The 16797-nt window shown below is 71.4% G+C and carries 19 protein-coding genes; 14 read left to right on the forward strand and 5 right to left on the reverse strand.

The window, feature by feature from the left end; genetic code table 11:
- Positions 1 to 44: 44 nt before the first annotated feature.
- Both grpE and hrcA read right to left on the reverse strand, forming a co-directional pair.
- A complete protein-coding gene (gene grpE / locus AB7F93_RS06600) occupies positions 45 to 602 on the reverse strand; it encodes a nucleotide exchange factor GrpE (protein ID WP_428302096.1) in 558 nt (185 codons plus the stop codon).
- 62 nt (positions 603 to 664) lie between these two features.
- A complete protein-coding gene (hrcA, locus tag AB7F93_RS06605) occupies positions 665 to 1741 on the reverse strand; it encodes a heat-inducible transcriptional repressor HrcA (protein ID WP_428302097.1) in 1077 nt (358 codons plus the stop codon).
- A 74-nt stretch (positions 1742 to 1815) separates the two neighbouring features.
- Here hrcA and AB7F93_RS06610 point away from each other — a divergent pair, with 74 nt between their 5' ends.
- The 3 genes from AB7F93_RS06610 to AB7F93_RS06620 are packed head-to-tail and all read left to right on the forward strand — an operon-like array spanning position 1816 to position 4931.
- Complete coding sequence (locus AB7F93_RS06610; RefSeq protein ID WP_428302098.1) at positions 1816 to 2751, forward strand: NAD(+)/NADH kinase; 936 nt, start codon at positions 1816 to 1818, stop codon at positions 2749 to 2751.
- A gap of 2 nt (positions 2752 to 2753) precedes the next feature.
- The gene (gene recN, locus AB7F93_RS06615; RefSeq protein WP_428302099.1) at positions 2754 to 4424 is read left to right on the forward strand and encodes a DNA repair protein RecN; all 1671 of its coding nucleotides are present in this window, start codon (positions 2754 to 2756) and stop codon (positions 4422 to 4424) included.
- Between the two features lie 3 nt (positions 4425 to 4427).
- A complete protein-coding gene (locus tag AB7F93_RS06620; protein WP_428302100.1) occupies positions 4428 to 4931 on the forward strand; it encodes an N-acetyltransferase in 504 nt (167 codons plus the stop codon).
- Positions 4932 to 4943: 12 nt separating this feature from the next.
- On the opposite strand, the gene fur is transcribed toward AB7F93_RS06620, so the two are convergent.
- Positions 4944 to 5387, reverse strand: a complete 444-nt coding sequence (gene fur, locus AB7F93_RS06625) for a ferric iron uptake transcriptional regulator (RefSeq protein WP_428302101.1) — start codon at positions 5385 to 5387, stop codon at positions 4944 to 4946.
- A 176-nt stretch (positions 5388 to 5563) separates the two neighbouring features.
- Between fur and AB7F93_RS06630 the strand changes: the two genes are divergently transcribed.
- Positions 5564 to 6193, forward strand: a complete 630-nt coding sequence (locus tag AB7F93_RS06630; RefSeq protein ID WP_428302135.1) for an outer membrane protein assembly factor BamE — start codon at positions 5564 to 5566, stop codon at positions 6191 to 6193.
- A gap of 75 nt (positions 6194 to 6268) precedes the next feature.
- Here the strand turns inward: AB7F93_RS06630 and AB7F93_RS06635 are convergent, their stop codons facing one another.
- On the reverse strand, positions 6269 to 7048 hold the full coding sequence (locus AB7F93_RS06635) for a DNA-3-methyladenine glycosylase I (protein ID WP_428302102.1): 780 nt from the start codon (positions 7046 to 7048) through the stop codon (positions 6269 to 6271).
- Positions 7049 to 7222: 174 nt separating this feature from the next.
- Here AB7F93_RS06635 and glyA point away from each other — a divergent pair, with 174 nt between their 5' ends.
- The 10 genes from glyA (at position 7223) to thpR (ending at position 14927) form a co-directional block, all read left to right on the forward strand.
- Complete coding sequence (glyA, locus tag AB7F93_RS06640) at positions 7223 to 8479, forward strand: serine hydroxymethyltransferase (protein WP_428302103.1); 1257 nt, start codon at positions 7223 to 7225, stop codon at positions 8477 to 8479.
- Positions 8480 to 8619: 140 nt separating this feature from the next.
- Positions 8620 to 9090 (forward strand): transcriptional regulator NrdR, encoded by a 471-nt coding sequence (gene nrdR, locus AB7F93_RS06645; protein WP_428302104.1) that lies wholly within the window; start codon positions 8620 to 8622, stop codon positions 9088 to 9090.
- Complete coding sequence (ribD, locus tag AB7F93_RS06650; protein ID WP_428302105.1) at positions 9090 to 10178, forward strand: bifunctional diaminohydroxyphosphoribosylaminopyrimidine deaminase/5-amino-6-(5-phosphoribosylamino)uracil reductase RibD; 1089 nt, start codon at positions 9090 to 9092, stop codon at positions 10176 to 10178. Before nrdR ends, ribD begins: the two co-directional genes overlap by 1 nt.
- Before the next feature lie 19 nt (positions 10179 to 10197).
- The gene (locus AB7F93_RS06655; RefSeq protein ID WP_428302106.1) at positions 10198 to 10839 is read left to right on the forward strand and encodes a riboflavin synthase; all 642 of its coding nucleotides are present in this window, start codon (positions 10198 to 10200) and stop codon (positions 10837 to 10839) included.
- A 23-nt stretch (positions 10840 to 10862) separates the two neighbouring features.
- Positions 10863 to 11990: a bifunctional 3,4-dihydroxy-2-butanone-4-phosphate synthase/GTP cyclohydrolase II gene (gene ribBA, locus AB7F93_RS06660; RefSeq protein ID WP_428302107.1), complete on the forward strand. Its 1128-nt coding sequence runs from the start codon at positions 10863 to 10865 to the stop codon at positions 11988 to 11990.
- A gap of 17 nt (positions 11991 to 12007) precedes the next feature.
- Positions 12008 to 12484: a 6,7-dimethyl-8-ribityllumazine synthase gene (ribH, locus tag AB7F93_RS06665; RefSeq protein WP_428302108.1), complete on the forward strand. Its 477-nt coding sequence runs from the start codon at positions 12008 to 12010 to the stop codon at positions 12482 to 12484.
- Between the two features lie 16 nt (positions 12485 to 12500).
- Entirely contained in the window at positions 12501 to 12935 is a 435-nt protein-coding gene (gene nusB, locus AB7F93_RS06670) for a transcription antitermination factor NusB (RefSeq protein WP_428302109.1), read from the forward strand.
- A 30-nt stretch (positions 12936 to 12965) separates the two neighbouring features.
- Complete coding sequence (gene thiL / locus AB7F93_RS06675) at positions 12966 to 13919, forward strand: thiamine-phosphate kinase (RefSeq protein ID WP_428302110.1); 954 nt, start codon at positions 12966 to 12968, stop codon at positions 13917 to 13919.
- Complete coding sequence (locus tag AB7F93_RS06680) at positions 13903 to 14409, forward strand: phosphatidylglycerophosphatase A family protein (RefSeq protein WP_428302111.1); 507 nt, start codon at positions 13903 to 13905, stop codon at positions 14407 to 14409. The genes thiL and AB7F93_RS06680 overlap by 17 nt, the downstream gene beginning before the upstream one ends.
- On the forward strand, positions 14409 to 14927 hold the full coding sequence (gene thpR / locus AB7F93_RS06685; protein WP_428302112.1) for an RNA 2',3'-cyclic phosphodiesterase: 519 nt from the start codon (positions 14409 to 14411) through the stop codon (positions 14925 to 14927). The genes AB7F93_RS06680 and thpR overlap by 1 nt, the downstream gene beginning before the upstream one ends.
- On the opposite strand, the gene AB7F93_RS06690 is transcribed toward thpR, so the two are convergent.
- A complete protein-coding gene (locus AB7F93_RS06690; protein WP_428302113.1) occupies positions 14894 to 16681 on the reverse strand; it encodes a sigma 54-interacting transcriptional regulator in 1788 nt (595 codons plus the stop codon). The genes thpR and AB7F93_RS06690 overlap by 34 nt on opposite strands.
- Positions 16682 to 16797: the final 116 nt, after the last annotated feature.

Below are 16797 nucleotides of genomic sequence, written 5' to 3' on the forward strand. Positions count from 1 at the left end.
TCTATGCCGCCAACATGGGTGCGGTGGGCGGCCGTTTCAAGCGCTTATTTCGAGACGATGACCATGGCCGGACGCACCAGCCGGTCGTGCAGGCGGTAGCCGGTCTGGACGACCTGCACCACGTGGTTGGCGGGCAGGTCGGCGGAATCCGCCAGCGCCATCGCCTGGTGCAGTTCCGGGTTGAAGGGCTCGCCGTGCGGGTGCACCTCGGTCAGACCCGTCTTGGCGAGCGCCTTGTCGAGGATGCCGAGCGTCATGCGCGTGCCTTCGACGATCTTGTCGAGCGCGGTCGCCGCGTCGAGGCTGTCGACATTGGCGGCGCTGGCGGCCTTCAGCGCCTCCTGCAGGCTGTCCTTGACCGGCAGCAGTTCGGTGACCAGCGCTTCCACGCCGTAGCGGGTGGCGTTCTGCAACTCGCGCTCGTAGCGGCGGCGCAGGTTGTCCATCTCGGCGTGGGCGCGCAGCATCTGGTCGCGCGCCTGCTCGGCGCGGGCCTGCGCCTGCTCCAGCGTCTCGGTGCTGACCGTCTCGGTCGGCGCCGCGTCGGCGGGTGTTTCCGGGGTCGGCTGCCCGTCGGCCGCCGGTTCGGTTTGATCGCTCATGGCTTGCTCTCGCAGAAAGATCGAACGAGCCGGCGCCGCGCGGGCATCCGGTGGTCGCCGGCTCAGGTGGGGTTCGGCAGGCGCCGATTCAAGGCCGCGCCGAGCAGGCGGGCGGTGACGTCCACCACCGACACCACGTGCTGGTATGGCATGCGCTGCGGGCCGATGACGCCGAGCACGCCGACCACCTGGCCGTCGATCTCGTAGGGCGCCGTCACCAGGCTGAAGTCGCCGAGGAACTGGTAGCCCGATTCGGCACCGAGAAAAATCTGCACGCCCTGCCCGTGCAGGCATTCGTCCAGCAGGCGCAGCAGCTCGCGCTTCTCGCCGAAGGCCTGGAACAGCGCCTGCAGCTTGCGAAGATCGGCCGCCGGATCGGCCTGCGCCAGCAGGTTCGACTCGCCGCGGATCAGATAGTCGCCGGGCGCGGTGTCGGGCGGCGGCGGCGCGAGCTGGTTGGCAAGATCGAGCATGGCCTGCATCAGCGCGCCGACTTCGGTCTGGGCGCGCGTGAGCTCGTCGAGCAGCGCGCCGCGCACCTGGGCGAGTGTCTTGCCGGCGTGGTGTTCGGTCAGGTAATTGGCGGCGCGGTTGAGCGCGGCCGGGTCCGCCTTGCTCGGCTGGCGCACCACCCAGTTGTGCACGTCGCCGTCGTCGGTGACCAGGATGACCAGCAGGCGTTCGTCGGACAGCGGCACGAAGTCGACATGCCGCAGTCGCGCCACGTCGCGCCGCGGCAGCAGCACCACGCCAGCCTGTTGGCTCAGGTCCGCCAGCAGGCGGCCGGCGGTTTCGACGAGATGGCCGGGCTCGCTCTGGCCGAGCCGGTCGCGCAGCGCGCCCTCGGCGGCGGCGTCCATGGGCTGCGCGCGCAGCAGGGCGTCCAGAAACACGCGCAGGCCCTTGGCGGTCGGCACGCGGCCGGCCGAGGTGTGCGGCGCGGCGATCAGGCCGAGCTGTTCGAGATCGGCCATCACGTTGCGCAGCGTGGCCGGGCTCACGCCCAGACCGAGATCGCGCGCCAGCGTCTTGCTGCCGACCGGCCGGCCGTCGGCCACGTAATGCTCGACCAGCCCGCGCAGCAGGCGCTGGGCGCGTTCGCCAAGGGCTTCGGGGCTGGAGTTGCGGGACGCGGGCACGGCGTTCGAATGAGGCGTCTTGAAGGGTGCTCTCGCCATACTATAGACAAATGACCGACCGTCCCCGCAGCCCCATGGCAGGTCCTGTCCCCGCGTCCGTGGGCGCGGCGGGCGCGGCTGTGCGCGCGGAAAACGCCGCCGAGACATTGGCTTTCGCGCGCCCCACGCTGATCTCGCAACGCGACGACGCGCTCGTGCGCCAGCTCGCCGCGCGCCTGCAGGACGACTTGCCGCGCCTCGGTTGCGCGGTCGGCGCGCTGCGCATCGACCCCGGCTGGGACGCGGCGCGGGACGACGCCGCGCGCGCGCAGCTCACCGCGGCCGGCACGGATCTGGGCATCGTGCTCGGCGGCGACGGGACGCTGCTGGCGGCGGCGCGTATTGCGGCGCCACTCGACATCCCACTGCTGTGCATCAACCTGGGTCGGCTCGGTTTTCTCGCCGACATTTCGCCGGGCGAGACCTTCGACACGCTGCCGGCCATCCTGCGCGGCGCGTTCCGGGCCGAAGAGCGCTTGCAGCTGCATGTGGAACTACACCGCGCCGGCCGCCTGCTGCACACGGCCAGCGCGCTCAATGAGCTCGTCCTGCACAAGTGGGACAGCCTCAAGATGATCGAATTCGAAACCCGCTCCGGCGGCCGGCTGCTGCACCGCCAGCGCGCCGACGGCGTGATCGTGGCGACGCCGACCGGCTCCACCGCGTACGCGCTGTCGTCCGGCGGGCCGATCGTCTACCCGGACCTGCGCGCCTTGGTGGTGGTGCCGATCTGCCAGCACACGCTCGCCATCCGGCCGATGGTGCTCGGCGCCGACCAGCCGCTCGAAATCGAACTCACCAGCGACAGCTGGTCCAAGGCGCGCGTGGTCTGCGACGGCCAGCAGAGCCTGCCGCTCGAAATCGGCGACCGGGTGCTGATCCGCGCCCGCGAGCGCTCGCTGCGCCTCGTCCACCCGGCGCACTACGATTACTTCGACCTGCTGCGCACCAAGCTGCACTGGGGGAGCTGACGGTGCTGGTGGCGCTGCGCATCGACAACTTCGCCATCGTCGAGACGGCCGAGCTCGAATTCGAGACGGGTCTGACCGCGCTCACCGGCGAGACCGGCGCCGGCAAGTCGCTGGTGGTGGACGCGCTGCTGCTGGCACTCGGTGAGCGGGCCGGGACTGATGCCATCCGCGCCGGTGCCGAGCAGGCGGAGGTGACGGCGGTATTCGACGTCGGCGCCGTGCCGGCGGCGCAGGCCTGGCTTGCCGACAACGAGCTCGATGCCGGCGACGAGTGCATTCTGCGGCGCACCGTGCGCGCGGACGGCCGCTCGCGCAGCTTCGTCAATGGCCGCCCGGTGGCGGCCGGCCTGCTGCGCGAACTCGGCCAGCGGCTGGTGGACATCCACGGCCAGCACGCCTACCAGGCGCTGCTGCGCCCGGCCGCGCAGCGCGCGCTGCTGGACCGCTACGCCGACGCCGGGCCGCTGCTGGCGCAGGTCGCGACCGCCTTCGACGCCTGGCAGGCCGCCGCGCGCGCCATCGAGGACGCCGACCGTAACGCCGCCGGCCGCGTCGAGCGCCTGCACCTGCTGCGTTTTCAGGCCGACGAGTTCGCCACGCTGGCGCTGGCCGCAGACGAGTGGCCGCAGCTCGATGCCGAACTGCGCCGCGCCGGCCATGCGCAGGCGCTGGCCGAGGGCGGCGCGGCGGCGCTGCAGGCGCTCGACGACGACAGCGCCGGCGCCTATCGCCTGCTGACGCAGGCGGCCGGGCAGTTGCAGCGGCTGGTGGGCTACGACGCGCGCCTTACAGAGCCGCTCGCGCTGCTCGACGGCACGCTCGCGCAGGTGGCCGAGGCCGGCTCGGCGCTGCGCCATTACCTCGATGCGCTCGATGTCGACCCCGCGCGCCTGCGGTGGCTGGAGGCGCGCGTGGCGGCGGTGATGGCGCAGGCGCGCAAGCATCAGGTAACGCCCGATGCGCTGGCCGGCGTGCAGGCTGCGGTGGAGGCGGAACTCGCCGCGCTCGACGACGCCGGCCCCGGCCGGGCGGCGCTCGATCAGGCGCTGCGCGCCGCCTGGCAGCGCTACGAGGCCGCCGCCGCGCGGCTGACAGCGGTGCGCGAGGGCGCCGCAACGCGGCTCGCCGAGATCGTCAGCGACACCATCGGCGGGCTCGGCATGCCGGGCGCGCGTTTTGCGGCGGCGCTCACCCCGCTCGCCGCCGGCGAAGCGAGCGCGCAGGGCGCCGAGCGGGTCGAGTTCCTGATCCGGGCCAACACCGGCGACAGTGCCCGGCCACTTGCGCAGGTGGCGTCGGGCGGCGAGCTGTCGCGCGTGAGTCTCGCCATCCAGGCCGCCACGCTGGCGCAGGGCGACATCCCGACCTTGATTTTCGATGAGGTGGACGTCGGCATCGGCGGCGCGGTGGCGGAGACCGTCGGCCGCCTGCTGCGCGGGCTCGGCGGCGAGCGGCAGGTGCTGTGCATCACGCACCTGCCGCAGGTGGCGGCGCAGGCGCACCAGCACCTTCGGGTCAGCAAGCAGTCCGACGCCACGCGCACCACCACGGCGGTGGAGCACCTGCCGGTGGCGGCGCGGGTGGATGAACTCGCGCGCATGCTGGGCGGCGTCAAGATCACCGAGCGCACCCGCGCCCACGCCGCCGAGATGCTGGCGGCAGCGCAGGTCTGAGCCATGGCCGACGCGATCATCACCCTGCGCCCGGCGCGTCTTGCCGACGTACCGGCCATCCACGCCCTGCTGCGCGAGCAGGCGGCGGCCGGCAACCTGCTGCCGCGCACGCAGGAGAATCTCGTGCGTCACGTGCGCGATTTCGTGGTCGCCGAGCGCGATGGCGCGGTGGCGGCGGTCGGCGCGCTCGAAATCATGGGGCCGGATCTGGGCGAAGTGCGCAGTCTCGCGGTGGCGCCGGCGTTTCACCGCCAGGGGCTCGGCGAGCGGCTGACGCGCGCGCTGCTCGACGCGGCGCGCGCGGTGGGTCTCAAGCGTGTGATGGCGCTGACCTACGTGCCGGGCTTTTTCGGTCGGCTGGGCTTCGAGGTGGTCAGCAAGGACGACCTGCCGGAGAAGGTCTGGCAGGTGTGCGTGAAGTGCTACAAGTTCAATCGCTGCGACGAGATCGCGGTGATGCTGCGCCTCGATGGCCCGGAGGCGACCGGCGCGTCTGCCGTCGCCTGACCGGAACCTGACTCAACGACCGCGCTCGGCCATCTCGCCCTGGCACTTGGCGCACACGCCGTGGATGTACAGGCTGTGGTCGGTTACGCGAAAGCCGCGTTCGGCCGCCACGCGCTGCTGGGCCGCCTCGATGGCGTCGTCGCGGAACTCCAGCACCGCCCCGCAGCGCTCGCACACCAGGTGATCGTGGTGGCAGGGCCCGAGCCCGGTGCCGAGCTCGAACACCGACCGTTCGCTCTCGAAGTGGTGCCGCTGCACCATGCCGGCCTGCTCGAACTGGGTGAGCACGCGGTAGATGGTGGCGAGGCCGACTTCCTCGTCCGAACCGAGCAGGGCGCGGTACACGTCCTCGGCGGTCACGTGACGCTGCGAGCTCGTCTCCAGGAACTCCAGGATCCGCAGACGTGGTGTGGTGACCTTCAGGCCGGCCTTGCGCAATACGTTGCCGTTGGCCATGGGCGTTCTCTCGGGGGAGGCAAGCAGCCGCGATGGCGTCGCCACGGGTGCGGCACCCGCGTGCCGGTCGCGCTGCGGGGGCATTGTAGACTAGCGGCCATCTGACTTCCCGGCCACCGGCCGGACTCCTTGCCCGGAACCCCTCGATGCACCGTGTACTGTCGGCTGTGGCCGTCATGCTTCTGCTCGGCGCCTGCGCCGGCCGTCAGCCGGTGGCGGAAGACCGCCCGTTGATTCCGGCGCTCGCCGCGTACCGCATGGACATCCGCCAGGGCAACGTGGTCGACGCCGCCATGCTGGCGCGCCTGCAACTGGGCATGGACCGCGAGCGCGTGCGCACGCTGATCGGCACCCCGCAGCTGATCGACCCGTTTCGGCCGGACCGCTGGGACTACACGTTCACCGAGCGCAAGGGTTACCAGGAGCGCACGCAGCGCAACGTGACGCTGGTGTTCGAGGGCGATGCGCTGGCCAGGGTCGAGGGCGACGTGGTGCCGGTGGCGGGCTCGCGCGAGAAGAACCTGCTGACCGCCAGCACGCGCACCACGGTGGATGTGCCGGCGGAAATCGAGAATCAGAGCCGGCTGGCGCGCCTGCTAGGGGGCGACGACGGCGGCAAGAAGAAGGCCGGTCGGCGCGACCTCACCCGCTTCGTCAAGACCGAAGAAGCGCGCCAGTACGAGACGGTCGAGGGTCCAGACGCCAAGGTGCCGGCTAGCGACGGCGGGACGGGCCAGGCCCAGCCTGCGCCGGACGACGAGGGCCAGGGCATCTTCGACGGCCTGCTCGGGCGCGGCGAGAGCTGATCGGCGGTTGAACAAGGGCTTCCCTGCCCTTGTTCAACTCGGCTCGTCGCGGCGCCGGTCCGCGACGTCCCATCCTCAGCCGCTCGCCGGCATCTGGTTGAAGTAATCGCAGTAATCCCACAGCGGGCACTTCGGGCAGCGCGGTGCGTCCTGACAGATGCCCTCGCGCAGGTGAAAGCCGCTCGCGAAGCGGAACATCTGCGCGCTGATCGCCCAGCGGCTGGCGCCGCTCGCCGCGTGCATGGCCTGCATCACGGCGTTGAAGTCGTCCGGCTTGGCGCGCGCCGGCAGCAGACCCAGGCGCTTCAACAACCGCTGCGCGTGGTCGGTCTTGAAGTAGTACGCAAAGCCCGAGGTCAGCAGGAACCACTCGCCGGCGCTCGGGCCGACGCTCGCAAAGCGGCGGGCGATTTCGGTGTGCAGACGGTGCAGTTCTGCGTCCGGAAAACTGCGCAGCCAGGCGTGGAACGAGCCGTGCTCGGCGGCGATCGCCTGCACCACGCGGGCGTTGCCGATCACCGACTCGATCTTGCGCCGGTTGCGGATCAGCGCCCGGTCGGTGACCAGCGGCGCGATGCGCGCCGCGTCCCAGGTGGCAAGTTCCGCGATGTCGAAGCCGGCAAACGCGGCGTGCGTGGCGGGCCACTTCTGGCGCACCACCTCGCGCGAGAAGCCGGCCGCGAACATGTGAAAGCACAGCTCCTCGAACAGCGACCGGTCGTCGTCGTGCTGCGGCAGGATGGCCCACTCGGCCGGGTCCGGCAGCCGCTCGGCGCCGTCCACGTCGAGCCGCTGGCAGGCGGCGTCGACGCGCGTGTGCAGGTCGGCCAGGTGTTTGGTGTCGATCAACTTCATTGCGGCGCGCGGGCGGTTGACGGCGGCGGCGATGGTAGCAGCGCCCCGTGCCGGCCCGCCGGGGGCAGGTCCGGACCGCCTGGGTCGGACTGATAGACTACGCACCCGCCCAGCCCCCCGTGCCGGCGACGCCACGGCGTCGTCAGCGTGATCTGCCTTTCCGGAGTGAAGCCCGTGTTCAGCCGCGCCCATACCCTCGCCGATTTCGACCCCGAACTGTGGCAGTCCATCGAGGACGAGGCGCGCCGGCAGGAAGAGCACGTCGAGTTGATCGCGTCGGAGAACTACGCGAGCCCCCGCGTGCTGGCGGCGCAGGGCTCGCAGCTCACCAACAAGTACGCCGAGGGCTACCCCGGCCGGCGTTACTACGGCGGCTGCGAGTACGTGGACGTGGCCGAGCGCCTGGCCATCGAGCGGGCGCGGCAACTGTTCGGCGCCGACTACGCCAACGTGCAGCCGCACTCGGGCTCGCAGGCCAACGCGGCGGTGTTCATGGCGCTGATGGAGCCGGGCGACACGCTGCTGGGCATGAGCCTCGCCCACGGCGGGCATCTGACGCACGGCGCGCCGGTCAGCTTCTCGGGCAAGATTTACCGCGGCGTGCAGTACGGCATCGACGTCACGACCGGCCTCATCGATTACGCGCAGGTCGAGCGCCTGGCGCACGAATGCCGGCCGAAGGTCATCGTGGCGGGCTTCAGCGCCTACTCGCGCGCCATGGATTGGCAGCGGTTCCGGGCCATCGCGGATGCCGTCGGCGCGTATCTGGTGGTCGACATGGCGCACGTGGCGGGTCTCGTGGCGGCGGGCTTGTACCCGAACCCGGTGGCGATCGCCGACGTCACCACGTCCACCACCCACAAGACCCTGCGCGGCCCGCGCGGTGGCCTGATCCTGGCGCGCGCCAACCCGGACATTGAAAAGAAACTCAACTCGGCGGTGTTCCCCGGTGGCCAGGGCGGGCCGCTGATGCACGTCATCGCCGCCAAGGCGGTGTCGTTCCTGGAGGCGCTGCAGCCGGGCTTCAAGGACTACCAGCGCGCCGTGATCGACAACGCGCGCGCCATGGCGGACGTGCTGATGCAGCGCGGCTACAAGGTGGTGTCGGGCGGCACCGACAACCACCTGTTCCTGGTGGACCTCATCGACAAGGGCCTGACCGGCAAGGCGGCCGAGGCGGCGCTCGGTGCCGCCAACATCACCGTCAACAAGAACGCCGTGCCCGGCGACCCGCAGAGCCCGTTCGTCACCAGCGGCATCCGCATCGGCACGCCGGCCTCGACCACGCGCGGCTTTGGCGTCGCGGAAGTGCGCGAGCTGGCCGGCTGGATCGGCGACCTGCTCGATGACCTCGACAACACCGCCGTGCAGCAGCGCGTCAAGGCGCAGGTGCTGGCGCTGTGCGAGCGGTTCCCGGTGTATGGCGACTGAGGGATTGCATCGCCGGTGCTGCGCCGCCGCGCCGCAAGCGACGCTGTGGGAGCGGCGCCCTCGCCGCGAATCGTGTGGGGAACATTCGGCCCGGGGACGGGCCTCCCACACCCCGTCCGCACCCGACAGGTAACCCGCCGGTGCGCTGCCCGTTCTGCGCCGCGCTCGACACCCGCGTGGTGGACTCGCGCCTGGCAGAGGAAGGCGACCGGGTGCGTCGGCGGCGCGAGTGCCTGAGCTGCCAGGCGCGTTTCACCACCTTCGAGCAGGCGGAGCTGACCTGGCCGCGCATCGTCAAGCGCGACGGCGGCCGCGTGCCCTTCGACGAGGCCAAGCTGCGCGCCGGCATGGAGCGCGCGCTCGAAAAACGCCCGGTGCGGGCGGACCAGGTGGACGACGTGCTGGCGCGCATCAAACGCAAGCTGCTGAGCCTTGGCGAGCGCGAGTGCAGCTCGCGCCAGCTCGGCGAGTGGATGATGGACGAGCTGCGCGTGCTGGACCCGGTGGCCTACGTGCGCTTCGCGTCCGTGTACCGCAGCTTCAAGGACCTGCGCGAGTTTCGCGACGAGGTGGAGCGCCTCGAACGCGCCACGCGGCCGAAAGGCGGCTGATGGACGACCTCGCCTGGATGCGCCGCGCGCTCGCACTGGCGGAGGGCGGGCGCTACACCGCGGCGCCGAACCCGCTGGTCGGCTGCGTGCTGGTGCGGGACGGTCAACCGGTTGGTCAGGGTTTTCATCGCCGCGCCGGTGAGGGTCACGCCGAAGTGCTGGCGCTCGCCGAGGCCGGCCCGCGCGCGGCGGGCGCGACGGCCTACGTGACGCTCGAACCGTGCGCCCACCACGGCCGCACGCCGCCGTGCGTGGAGGCGCTGATCGGCGCCGGTGTCGCCCGCGTGGTGGCGGCCATGGCGGACCCGAACCCGCGCGTGGCGGGGCAGGGCCTCGCACAACTGCGCGCGGCCGACATCGCAGTCGACTGCGGCGTGCTGGCGGACGAGGCCGCGGCGCTCAACCCCGGGTTCCTCAAGCGCATGGCGACCGGCCGGCCTTACGTGCGCGTCAAGATGGCGCAGAGCCTCGACGGGCACAGCGCGCTTGCCGACGGCGCCTCGCGCTGGATCACCGGCCCCGCGGCGCGCGCCGACGTGCAGCGCTGGCGGGCGCGTTCGCAGGCCATCGTCACCGGCGTCGGCACGGTGCTGGCGGACGACCCGCAGCTCACGGTGCGGGATGTGCCGGACGCGCCGCAGCCGCTGCGCGTGGTGCTGGACAGTCGCTTGTCGGCGCCGCCTGACGCGCGCCTGCTGCGCGAGCCGGGCGCGACGCTGATCGTCACGCGCAGTCCGGATGGCGGGCGTGGCGCCGACCTTGCTGCGGCGGGTGCTGAGATGTTCGCGCTGCCGGGCACCGCGCACGGCGTGGACCTGGGCGCGCTGCTCGACGAACTCGGCCGGCGCGAGTGCAACGAGGTGCTGGTCGAGGCCGGGCCGCGTGTGGCAGGCGCGTTTCTGGCCGCTGGCCTCACCGACGAGCTGATCGTCTACGTCGCCCCGCACCTGCTGGGGCAGGGCGCCCGGCCGGCGTTCGAGCTGCCGGCCGTCGCGCGCATGGCCGACCGGCTCGACCTCACCCCGCTCGACGTTCTATCGTTCGGCCCCGATCTTCGGCTGCGCCTGCGCCCGGCGGCGCGCGCCTGACCTTCCCGGAAGCCTCTGCATGTTCACCGGCATCATCCAGGCAGTCGGCCGCGTGGCCGCCATCGAGCGGCGCGGTGCCGACGCGCGCCTGCACATCGCGGGCCTGCCGCTGCCCGACGGCGCGCTCGGTGAAAGCATTGCCGTCAGTGGCGTGTGCCTGACGGCGGTGGCGTTCAGCGCCGATGGCTTCGCCGCCGACGTGTCCGGCGAGACGCTCGCCTGCACCACGCTCGGCGACTGGACGGTCGGCCAGGCGGTGAACCTCGAACGCGCGCTCGCGGTCGGCGACCGGCTCGGCGGGCACATCATGAGCGGCCACGTGGATGGCGTCGGCGAGGTGGTGTCGCGCCGCCCGGACGGGCGCTCGGAGCGCTTCGCGCTGAGCGCACCGGCGGCGCTGGCGCGCTACATTGCCGCCAAGGGCTCGATCACCGTGGACGGCGTGAGCCTCACGGTCAATACCGTCGCCGGCGCCGAGTTTGGCGTCAACATCGTGCCGCACACGCTCGCCCACACCAGCCTCGACGCGCTGCGCGCCGGCAGCCGAGTGAATCTTGAAGTCGACCTGCTGGCGCGGTATCTGGAGCGCCTGCTCGGCCGCGCCGACGGCGGCGGCATCGACATGAATCTGCTAGCGGAAAATGGCTTCCTGAAACAATGAACGCAATACCCGGGCCCGCCAGGATGCAGCTAAACAGCACCGAAGAGATCATCGCCGACATCAAGGCCGGCCGCATGGTCATCCTGATGGACGACGCCGACCGCGAGAACGAGGGCGACCTCATCCTCGCCGCCGAGTGCGTGACGCCGGAGGCGGTCAACTTCATGGCCCGCTACGGGCGCGGCCTGATTTGTCTGACGCTCACCGAAACGCGCTGTCGGCAGCTGAACCTGCCGCTGATGGTGACCGACAACAACGACAAGAACACCACCAATTTCACCGTCTCCATCGAGGCCGCGCAGGGCGTGACGACCGGCATTTCGGCCGCCGACCGGGCGGTGACGGTGCAGGCGGCGGTGCGGCCCGACGCCCGCCCGGCCGACATCGTGATGCCGGGCCATATCTTCCCGCTGCGCGCCCAGCCGGGCGGCGTGCTGACGCGCGCCGGGCACACCGAGGCCGGCTGCGATCTGGCGCGCCTGGCCGGCTTCGAGCCCGCGTCGGTGATCGTCGAGATCCTGAACGAAGACGGCACCATGGCGCGCTACCCGCAGCTGGCGGAATTCGCCCGCACGCACGGCCTCAAGATCGGCACCATCGCCGACCTTATCCGCTACCGCGTGGAGCAGGAGCGCTCGGTCGAGTGGGTGGCCGAGAGCCGTTTCGAGAGCGAGTTCGGCAGCTTCCGTCTGGTGGCGTTCCACGAGAACGACCACGGCGAGGTGCATCTCGCGCTGGTGATGGGCGACATCCGCCGCGACGAGCCGACTCTGGTGCGCGTGCAGCAGGCGAGCGTGCTGCGCGACATCCTGGGCGCACAGGCGCCCGGCCGCTGGAGCGTGCGCCGCGTGCTGTCGACCATCGCCGATGCCGGCTGCGGCGTGCTGGTGCTGCTGAGCCCGGACGACCTGCCGAAGACCCTGCTCGGCGAGGTGCAGGCGTACAAGCTGCGGCACCTCGGCGTGCCGGTGCCGGGCATCGAGCCGAACCCGGAGCTGCGCATGTACGGCGTCGGCGCGCAGATCCTGTCGCAGCTTGGCGTCGGGCGCATGCGCATCCTGGGCAAGCCGCGTAAACTGCACGGCCTTGCCGGTTTCGGTCTGGAACTGGTTGATTTTGTGCCGCCCGATGCGGGCCGCGAGGCACTTTGAAAGGACTGACCCGCGCCATGACCGCCCCCGTGCATCTTTCCGGCAACCTCGCCGCGCGTGCCGACAGCCGCTACGGCATCGTCGTCGGCCGCTTCAACGACTTCATCAGCGAGCGCCTGCTGGCCGCCGCCATCGACACGCTGTGCCGGCACGGCGTGGCTGAGTCCAACATCACCGTGGCCTGGGTGCCGGGCGCGTTCGAGATTCCGCTCGCTGTCAAGCGCCTGGCGGCGACCGGCCGCGTGGACGCGGTGATCGCGCTCGGCTGCGTCATCCGGGGTGCCACGCCGCACTTCGACTACGTGGCCGGCGAGTGTGCCAAGGGCCTGTCGGCGGTGGCGCTCGGCAGCGGGCTGCCGGTGTCGTTCGGGGTGCTGACGGTGGACAGCATCGAGCAGGCCATCGAGCGCGCCGGCACCAAGGCTGGCAACAAGGGCGCCGACGCGGCGCTGTCGGCGCTCGAAATGGTCAACCTGCTGGCCGCCATCGGCTGACGGAGCCAGTGAACCGATGTCCCGAGCCCGTTCCAAGGCGCGCCGCGGTGCGCTGCAGGCCCTCTATCAGTGGCAGTTGTCGGGCGGCGACGACAGCCTGAATACCATCGAGCGCCAGCTCATCGCGGAGCGGGATCTGGGCGAGCTCGATATCGAATACTTCCACGAACTGCTGACCGAGGTCGGCCGCCGCTGCGGCGATTTCGACCAGCGCATCGCGCCGCTGCTGGACCGGCCGCTCGAACAGCTCGACCCGGTCGAGCACGCGGTACTGTGGATCGGCTGCTACGAACTCGAAGCGCGCTGGGACATACCGTTCCGGGTGGTGATTGCCGAGGCGCTGGAGCTGACCAAGCAGTTCGGCGGCGAGAACGCGCACCGCTACGTGAACGCCATCCTGGACCGCCTGGCGCGCGACCTGCGCGCCGACGAACGCGCGCTGCCGACCTGATCGGCCGCGGCGCAGGCCGGCGGTGCTGCCATGCCCGGTGAGTTCGATCTGATCGCCCGCCACTTCGCCCGGCTCACGCCGCCGCGGGGGGATGTCGCGCTTGGCGTCGGCGACGATGCCGCGCTGCTCACGCCGGCGCCTGGTCATGAGCTCGTGGCCACGGTTGATACGCTCATCGAAGGCGTGCACTTCTTTGCCGATTGCCCGCCGGCCGCGCTCGGCCACAAGGCGCTCGCCGTCAACCTGTCCGATCTCGCCGCCATGGGTGCGCAGCCGGCCTGGGCGCTGCTGGCGCTCACCCTGCCGCGCGCGGACGACGACTGGCTAGCCGAGTTCGCGCGCGGGTTTGGGGATTTGGCGCGCGCGCACGGCGTGGCGCTGGTGGGTGGCGATACCTGCCGCGGGCCGCTTGCTGTCGGTGTCACCGCGCTGGGTCAGGTGCCGACCGGGCAGGCGCTGCGCCGCGCCGGTGCGCGGCCTGGCGACGGTGTGTACGTGAGTGGCGAACTCGGCGCCGCCGGGCTTGCCGTGCGCGCGCGGCGCGGCGAGTTGGCACTGTCTGCGGCGCTGGTGGCGCACGCCGCGCAGCGGCTCGACTGGCCGCAGCCGCGCGTGGCGCTCGGACTCGCGCTGCGAGGGATCGCTAGCGCGGCCATCGACGTGTCCGACGGATTGCTGGCCGACCTTGGCCACGTGTGCGCGGCCGGCGGCGTCGGCGCGCGGCTCGATCTGGGGGCGATGCCGCTGCCGGACGGCGCGCTCACGCTGACACCGTCCGACGAGCTGCTCGGTTCGGGCGACGACTACGAGCTGTGCTTCACGGTGCCGGCGCGCCACGAAGGCGCGGTTTCGACAGTGGCTGAGCAACTTCGACTCACGCTGACGCGCATCGGGCAGATCGAGGCCGAACCTGGCCTGCGGCTGGTCGCTGCTGCCGGTGAGGTGCGCGCCGTGGCGGCGCGGGGCCATGACCATTTCCGCTGAACGCCCGCGCCGGCCGTCCGCGGCGCTGCTGCGCGATCCGGCCTGCGCGCTCGCGCTTGGTTTCGGCGCCGGGCTCGCGCCGCGCGCCCCGGGCACCTGCGGCGCGCTGCTCGGCCTGCCTTTGGCGGCGGCGCTTTCCGTGTTGCCCGTGCCGGCGGCGGTGCTGGTGCTGGCGGCGCTCGGCGCGCTTGGCGTGTGGTGCTGCGGGCGCGCCGGGCGGCGGCTTGGCGTGTCCGACCACCCGGCCATCGTCTGGGACGAGGTCATCGGCATGGCGCTCACGCTGCTCGCGGTGCCGCTTGCCTGGTCGCCCTACCTGCTCGGCTTTGCGCTGTTCCGGCTGTTCGACATCGTCAAGCCCTGGCCGATCGGCGCGCTCGACCGGCACGTCGGTGGCGGGCTGGGCGCGATGTTGGACGACGTCGCTGCCGGCGTGCTTGCTGGCATCACGCTGCAACTGGTCGTGCTGGCGGGGCAACGGCTGGCCTGATGGCGGGCGACGAGCGCCTGTTCTTCGCGCTGTTGCCGCCGCCGGCGATTCAGGCCGAACTCGGGCGTCTTGGCGCCTGGGGCGAGCGCCGCTGCGGTGGCCATGCGGTGGCGCCCGACAACCTGCATCTGACGCTGCTGTTCCTTGGTGAGCTTGCGCCCGGCCCGGCCGCAGCCACGCGCGAGGCCGCGGCGGGTGTGCGCTTCTCGTTTTTCGAGGTGACGCTGGACCGCATCGAATACTGGCCGGGGCCGCGTCTTTACTGCGCGGTGCCCGCCACACCCGTGCCAAGCGCTGCGGCGCTCGCGGCATCCCTGCGCGCCGCATTGCGGGACGTGGTGGCGCTGCCGGAGCGGCCGTTTGCGGCCCACGTGACGCTGCTGCGCCGGCCGCGCCGTCTGCACGAGCTGCCCATGCTGCCGCTCGCCTGGATGGCGAGCGAGTTTTGCCTGATGAGTTCGCGCCGCGTCGGCGGTGAGCTGCGCTACGTGCCGATCGAGTCCTGGTCCTGCACCTGACCCGTGGCGCGCTTCTCCAGCCGGTAGGCGAGCTGACGCCGACTGATGCCGAGCTGGCGGGCGGCCTGGGCAAGGTTGCCGTCCGCCTGTTCGAGCGCCAGATCGATCAGCGTCTGTTCGGCGGCATCGAGCGGACCGAGCTCGGTGTCGAGCAGCGGCGCGAGGCGCTCGCGCAGGCCATTTTCCCCGGCAGGTTCCGGCGCCTTGTGGTGGCCCCGGCCGGCGAGCTGACCGCTGGCGTCGAGGCCGAACGTGCCCGCCGACACCACGCCCTGATCGGCCGTGAACAGGTGCGATACGCCGACCGGCTCGCCGTCGTCGGCCAGCAGCACGCCGCGCTCGATCATGTTTTCGAGCTCGCGGATGTTGCCGGGGAAGCCGTAGCTGAGCAGCGCTTCCACCGCCTGCGGCGCGAAGCCGCCGACGCGCTTGCCGTGGCGCTCGCTGAAGCGGTGCAGGAAATGGCGCATCAGGAGCGGGATGTCGTCGCGGCGCTCGCGCAGCGGCGGGATGCGCACCGGGAACGTGGTGAGGCGAAAGTACAGGTCCTCGCGGAACGTGCCGGCGCTGACGGCGGCCTTGAGGTCGACGTTGGTCGCCGCGAGCAGGCGCACGTCCACCGTGCGCGTCTGGCTGTCGCCGACGCGCTCGATCTCGCCCTCCTGCAGGGCGCGCAGCAGCTTGGCCTGCGCGCTCAAGGTCAGCGTGCCGATCTCGTCCAGGAACAGCGTGCCGCCCTGGGCGCGCTCGAAGCGGCCCGGGCGTGACTCGCTGGCGCCGGTGTAGGCGCCCTTCACGACACCGAACAGCTCGGCCTCGATGAGATTTTCCGGCAACGCCGCGCAGTTGACGGCCACGAAGGGTTGCTCCGCGCGCTTGCCCATGCGGTGCAGCATGCGCGCGAACACTTCCTTGCCGACGCCGGTCTCGCCGAGGAACAGCACCGTCACGTCGGTGGGTGCGGCCTTGCCGAGCAGGTGCACGGCGGCGCCGAAGCCGGCCGAGATGCCGACCACGTCGACCGCCGGGCCGGTGGCGGCGGACGGCGGGTCTTCGTCGTCGCTCGGTTTGCCGAAGCGGTTGACGAATTCCTGCGGACGAAAGTACGGCGCCTTGCGCTGCGTGCGATCCCACTCCTCGACCGTGCGGCCGACCAGCCGGCAGTGTTCGTGCCCCATGGCCCGGCATTCGACCTCGTCCACGATGATCGGCCGGCCGGCGAAGGCGCTGCTGTAACCGCTGCCGTAGCCGACCGCGGTCCAGCACACGGATTCGGCACTCATGCCGAGCGTGCCCAGATGCGCATCGGCCTCGATCGAGTCGTGCAGCAGAAACTCGCCGTAGAACTCGTTGGTGCCGGGATCGGTGCGCAGTTCGCGCACCTCCAGCCAGCCGAAGCCGCTCAGCGCGTGTACCTGCGGGCCCACCGCGAACGCATCGAACAGGTCCCCTTCCGGCCGCACGCGCCGCGCGAGTTCCGCATCGCGGGTGCCTTCGGCGTAGCCCACGAGCTTCAGCGCCGTGCGTGCGCGGGTGAAGCCGACCGCTTCGATCAGCTCGCGGCGCAGCGTGCCGAACGCACTGTTGCGCATGAGGATGGAGCGCCGGTCGTCCAGCCAGATGCGGCCCTCGGCAGGCGCAAAGCGAAGGCGACGAGCCAGATCTTCGATATCCGGAAAGTGTTTGCTGTCACCTTCCCACCGGTAGATCAGGTTGGGTGGATTGACGCCGGCGTTGCGCTTGGGTGAATTCATGGCCTTGACGTAATTGTCAACTCGCGGGATTCGAGTCTATGGGTGATAGACAATTTCGTCTATTGAGCTGCTCCGGTGGCCCCGGTCGATCAGCATGAAGCGGCACCAGTACGACG

This window comes from Immundisolibacter sp. (genome assembly GCF_050250495.1).
Classification (GTDB): Bacteria; Pseudomonadota; Gammaproteobacteria; order Immundisolibacterales; family Immundisolibacteraceae; genus Immundisolibacter.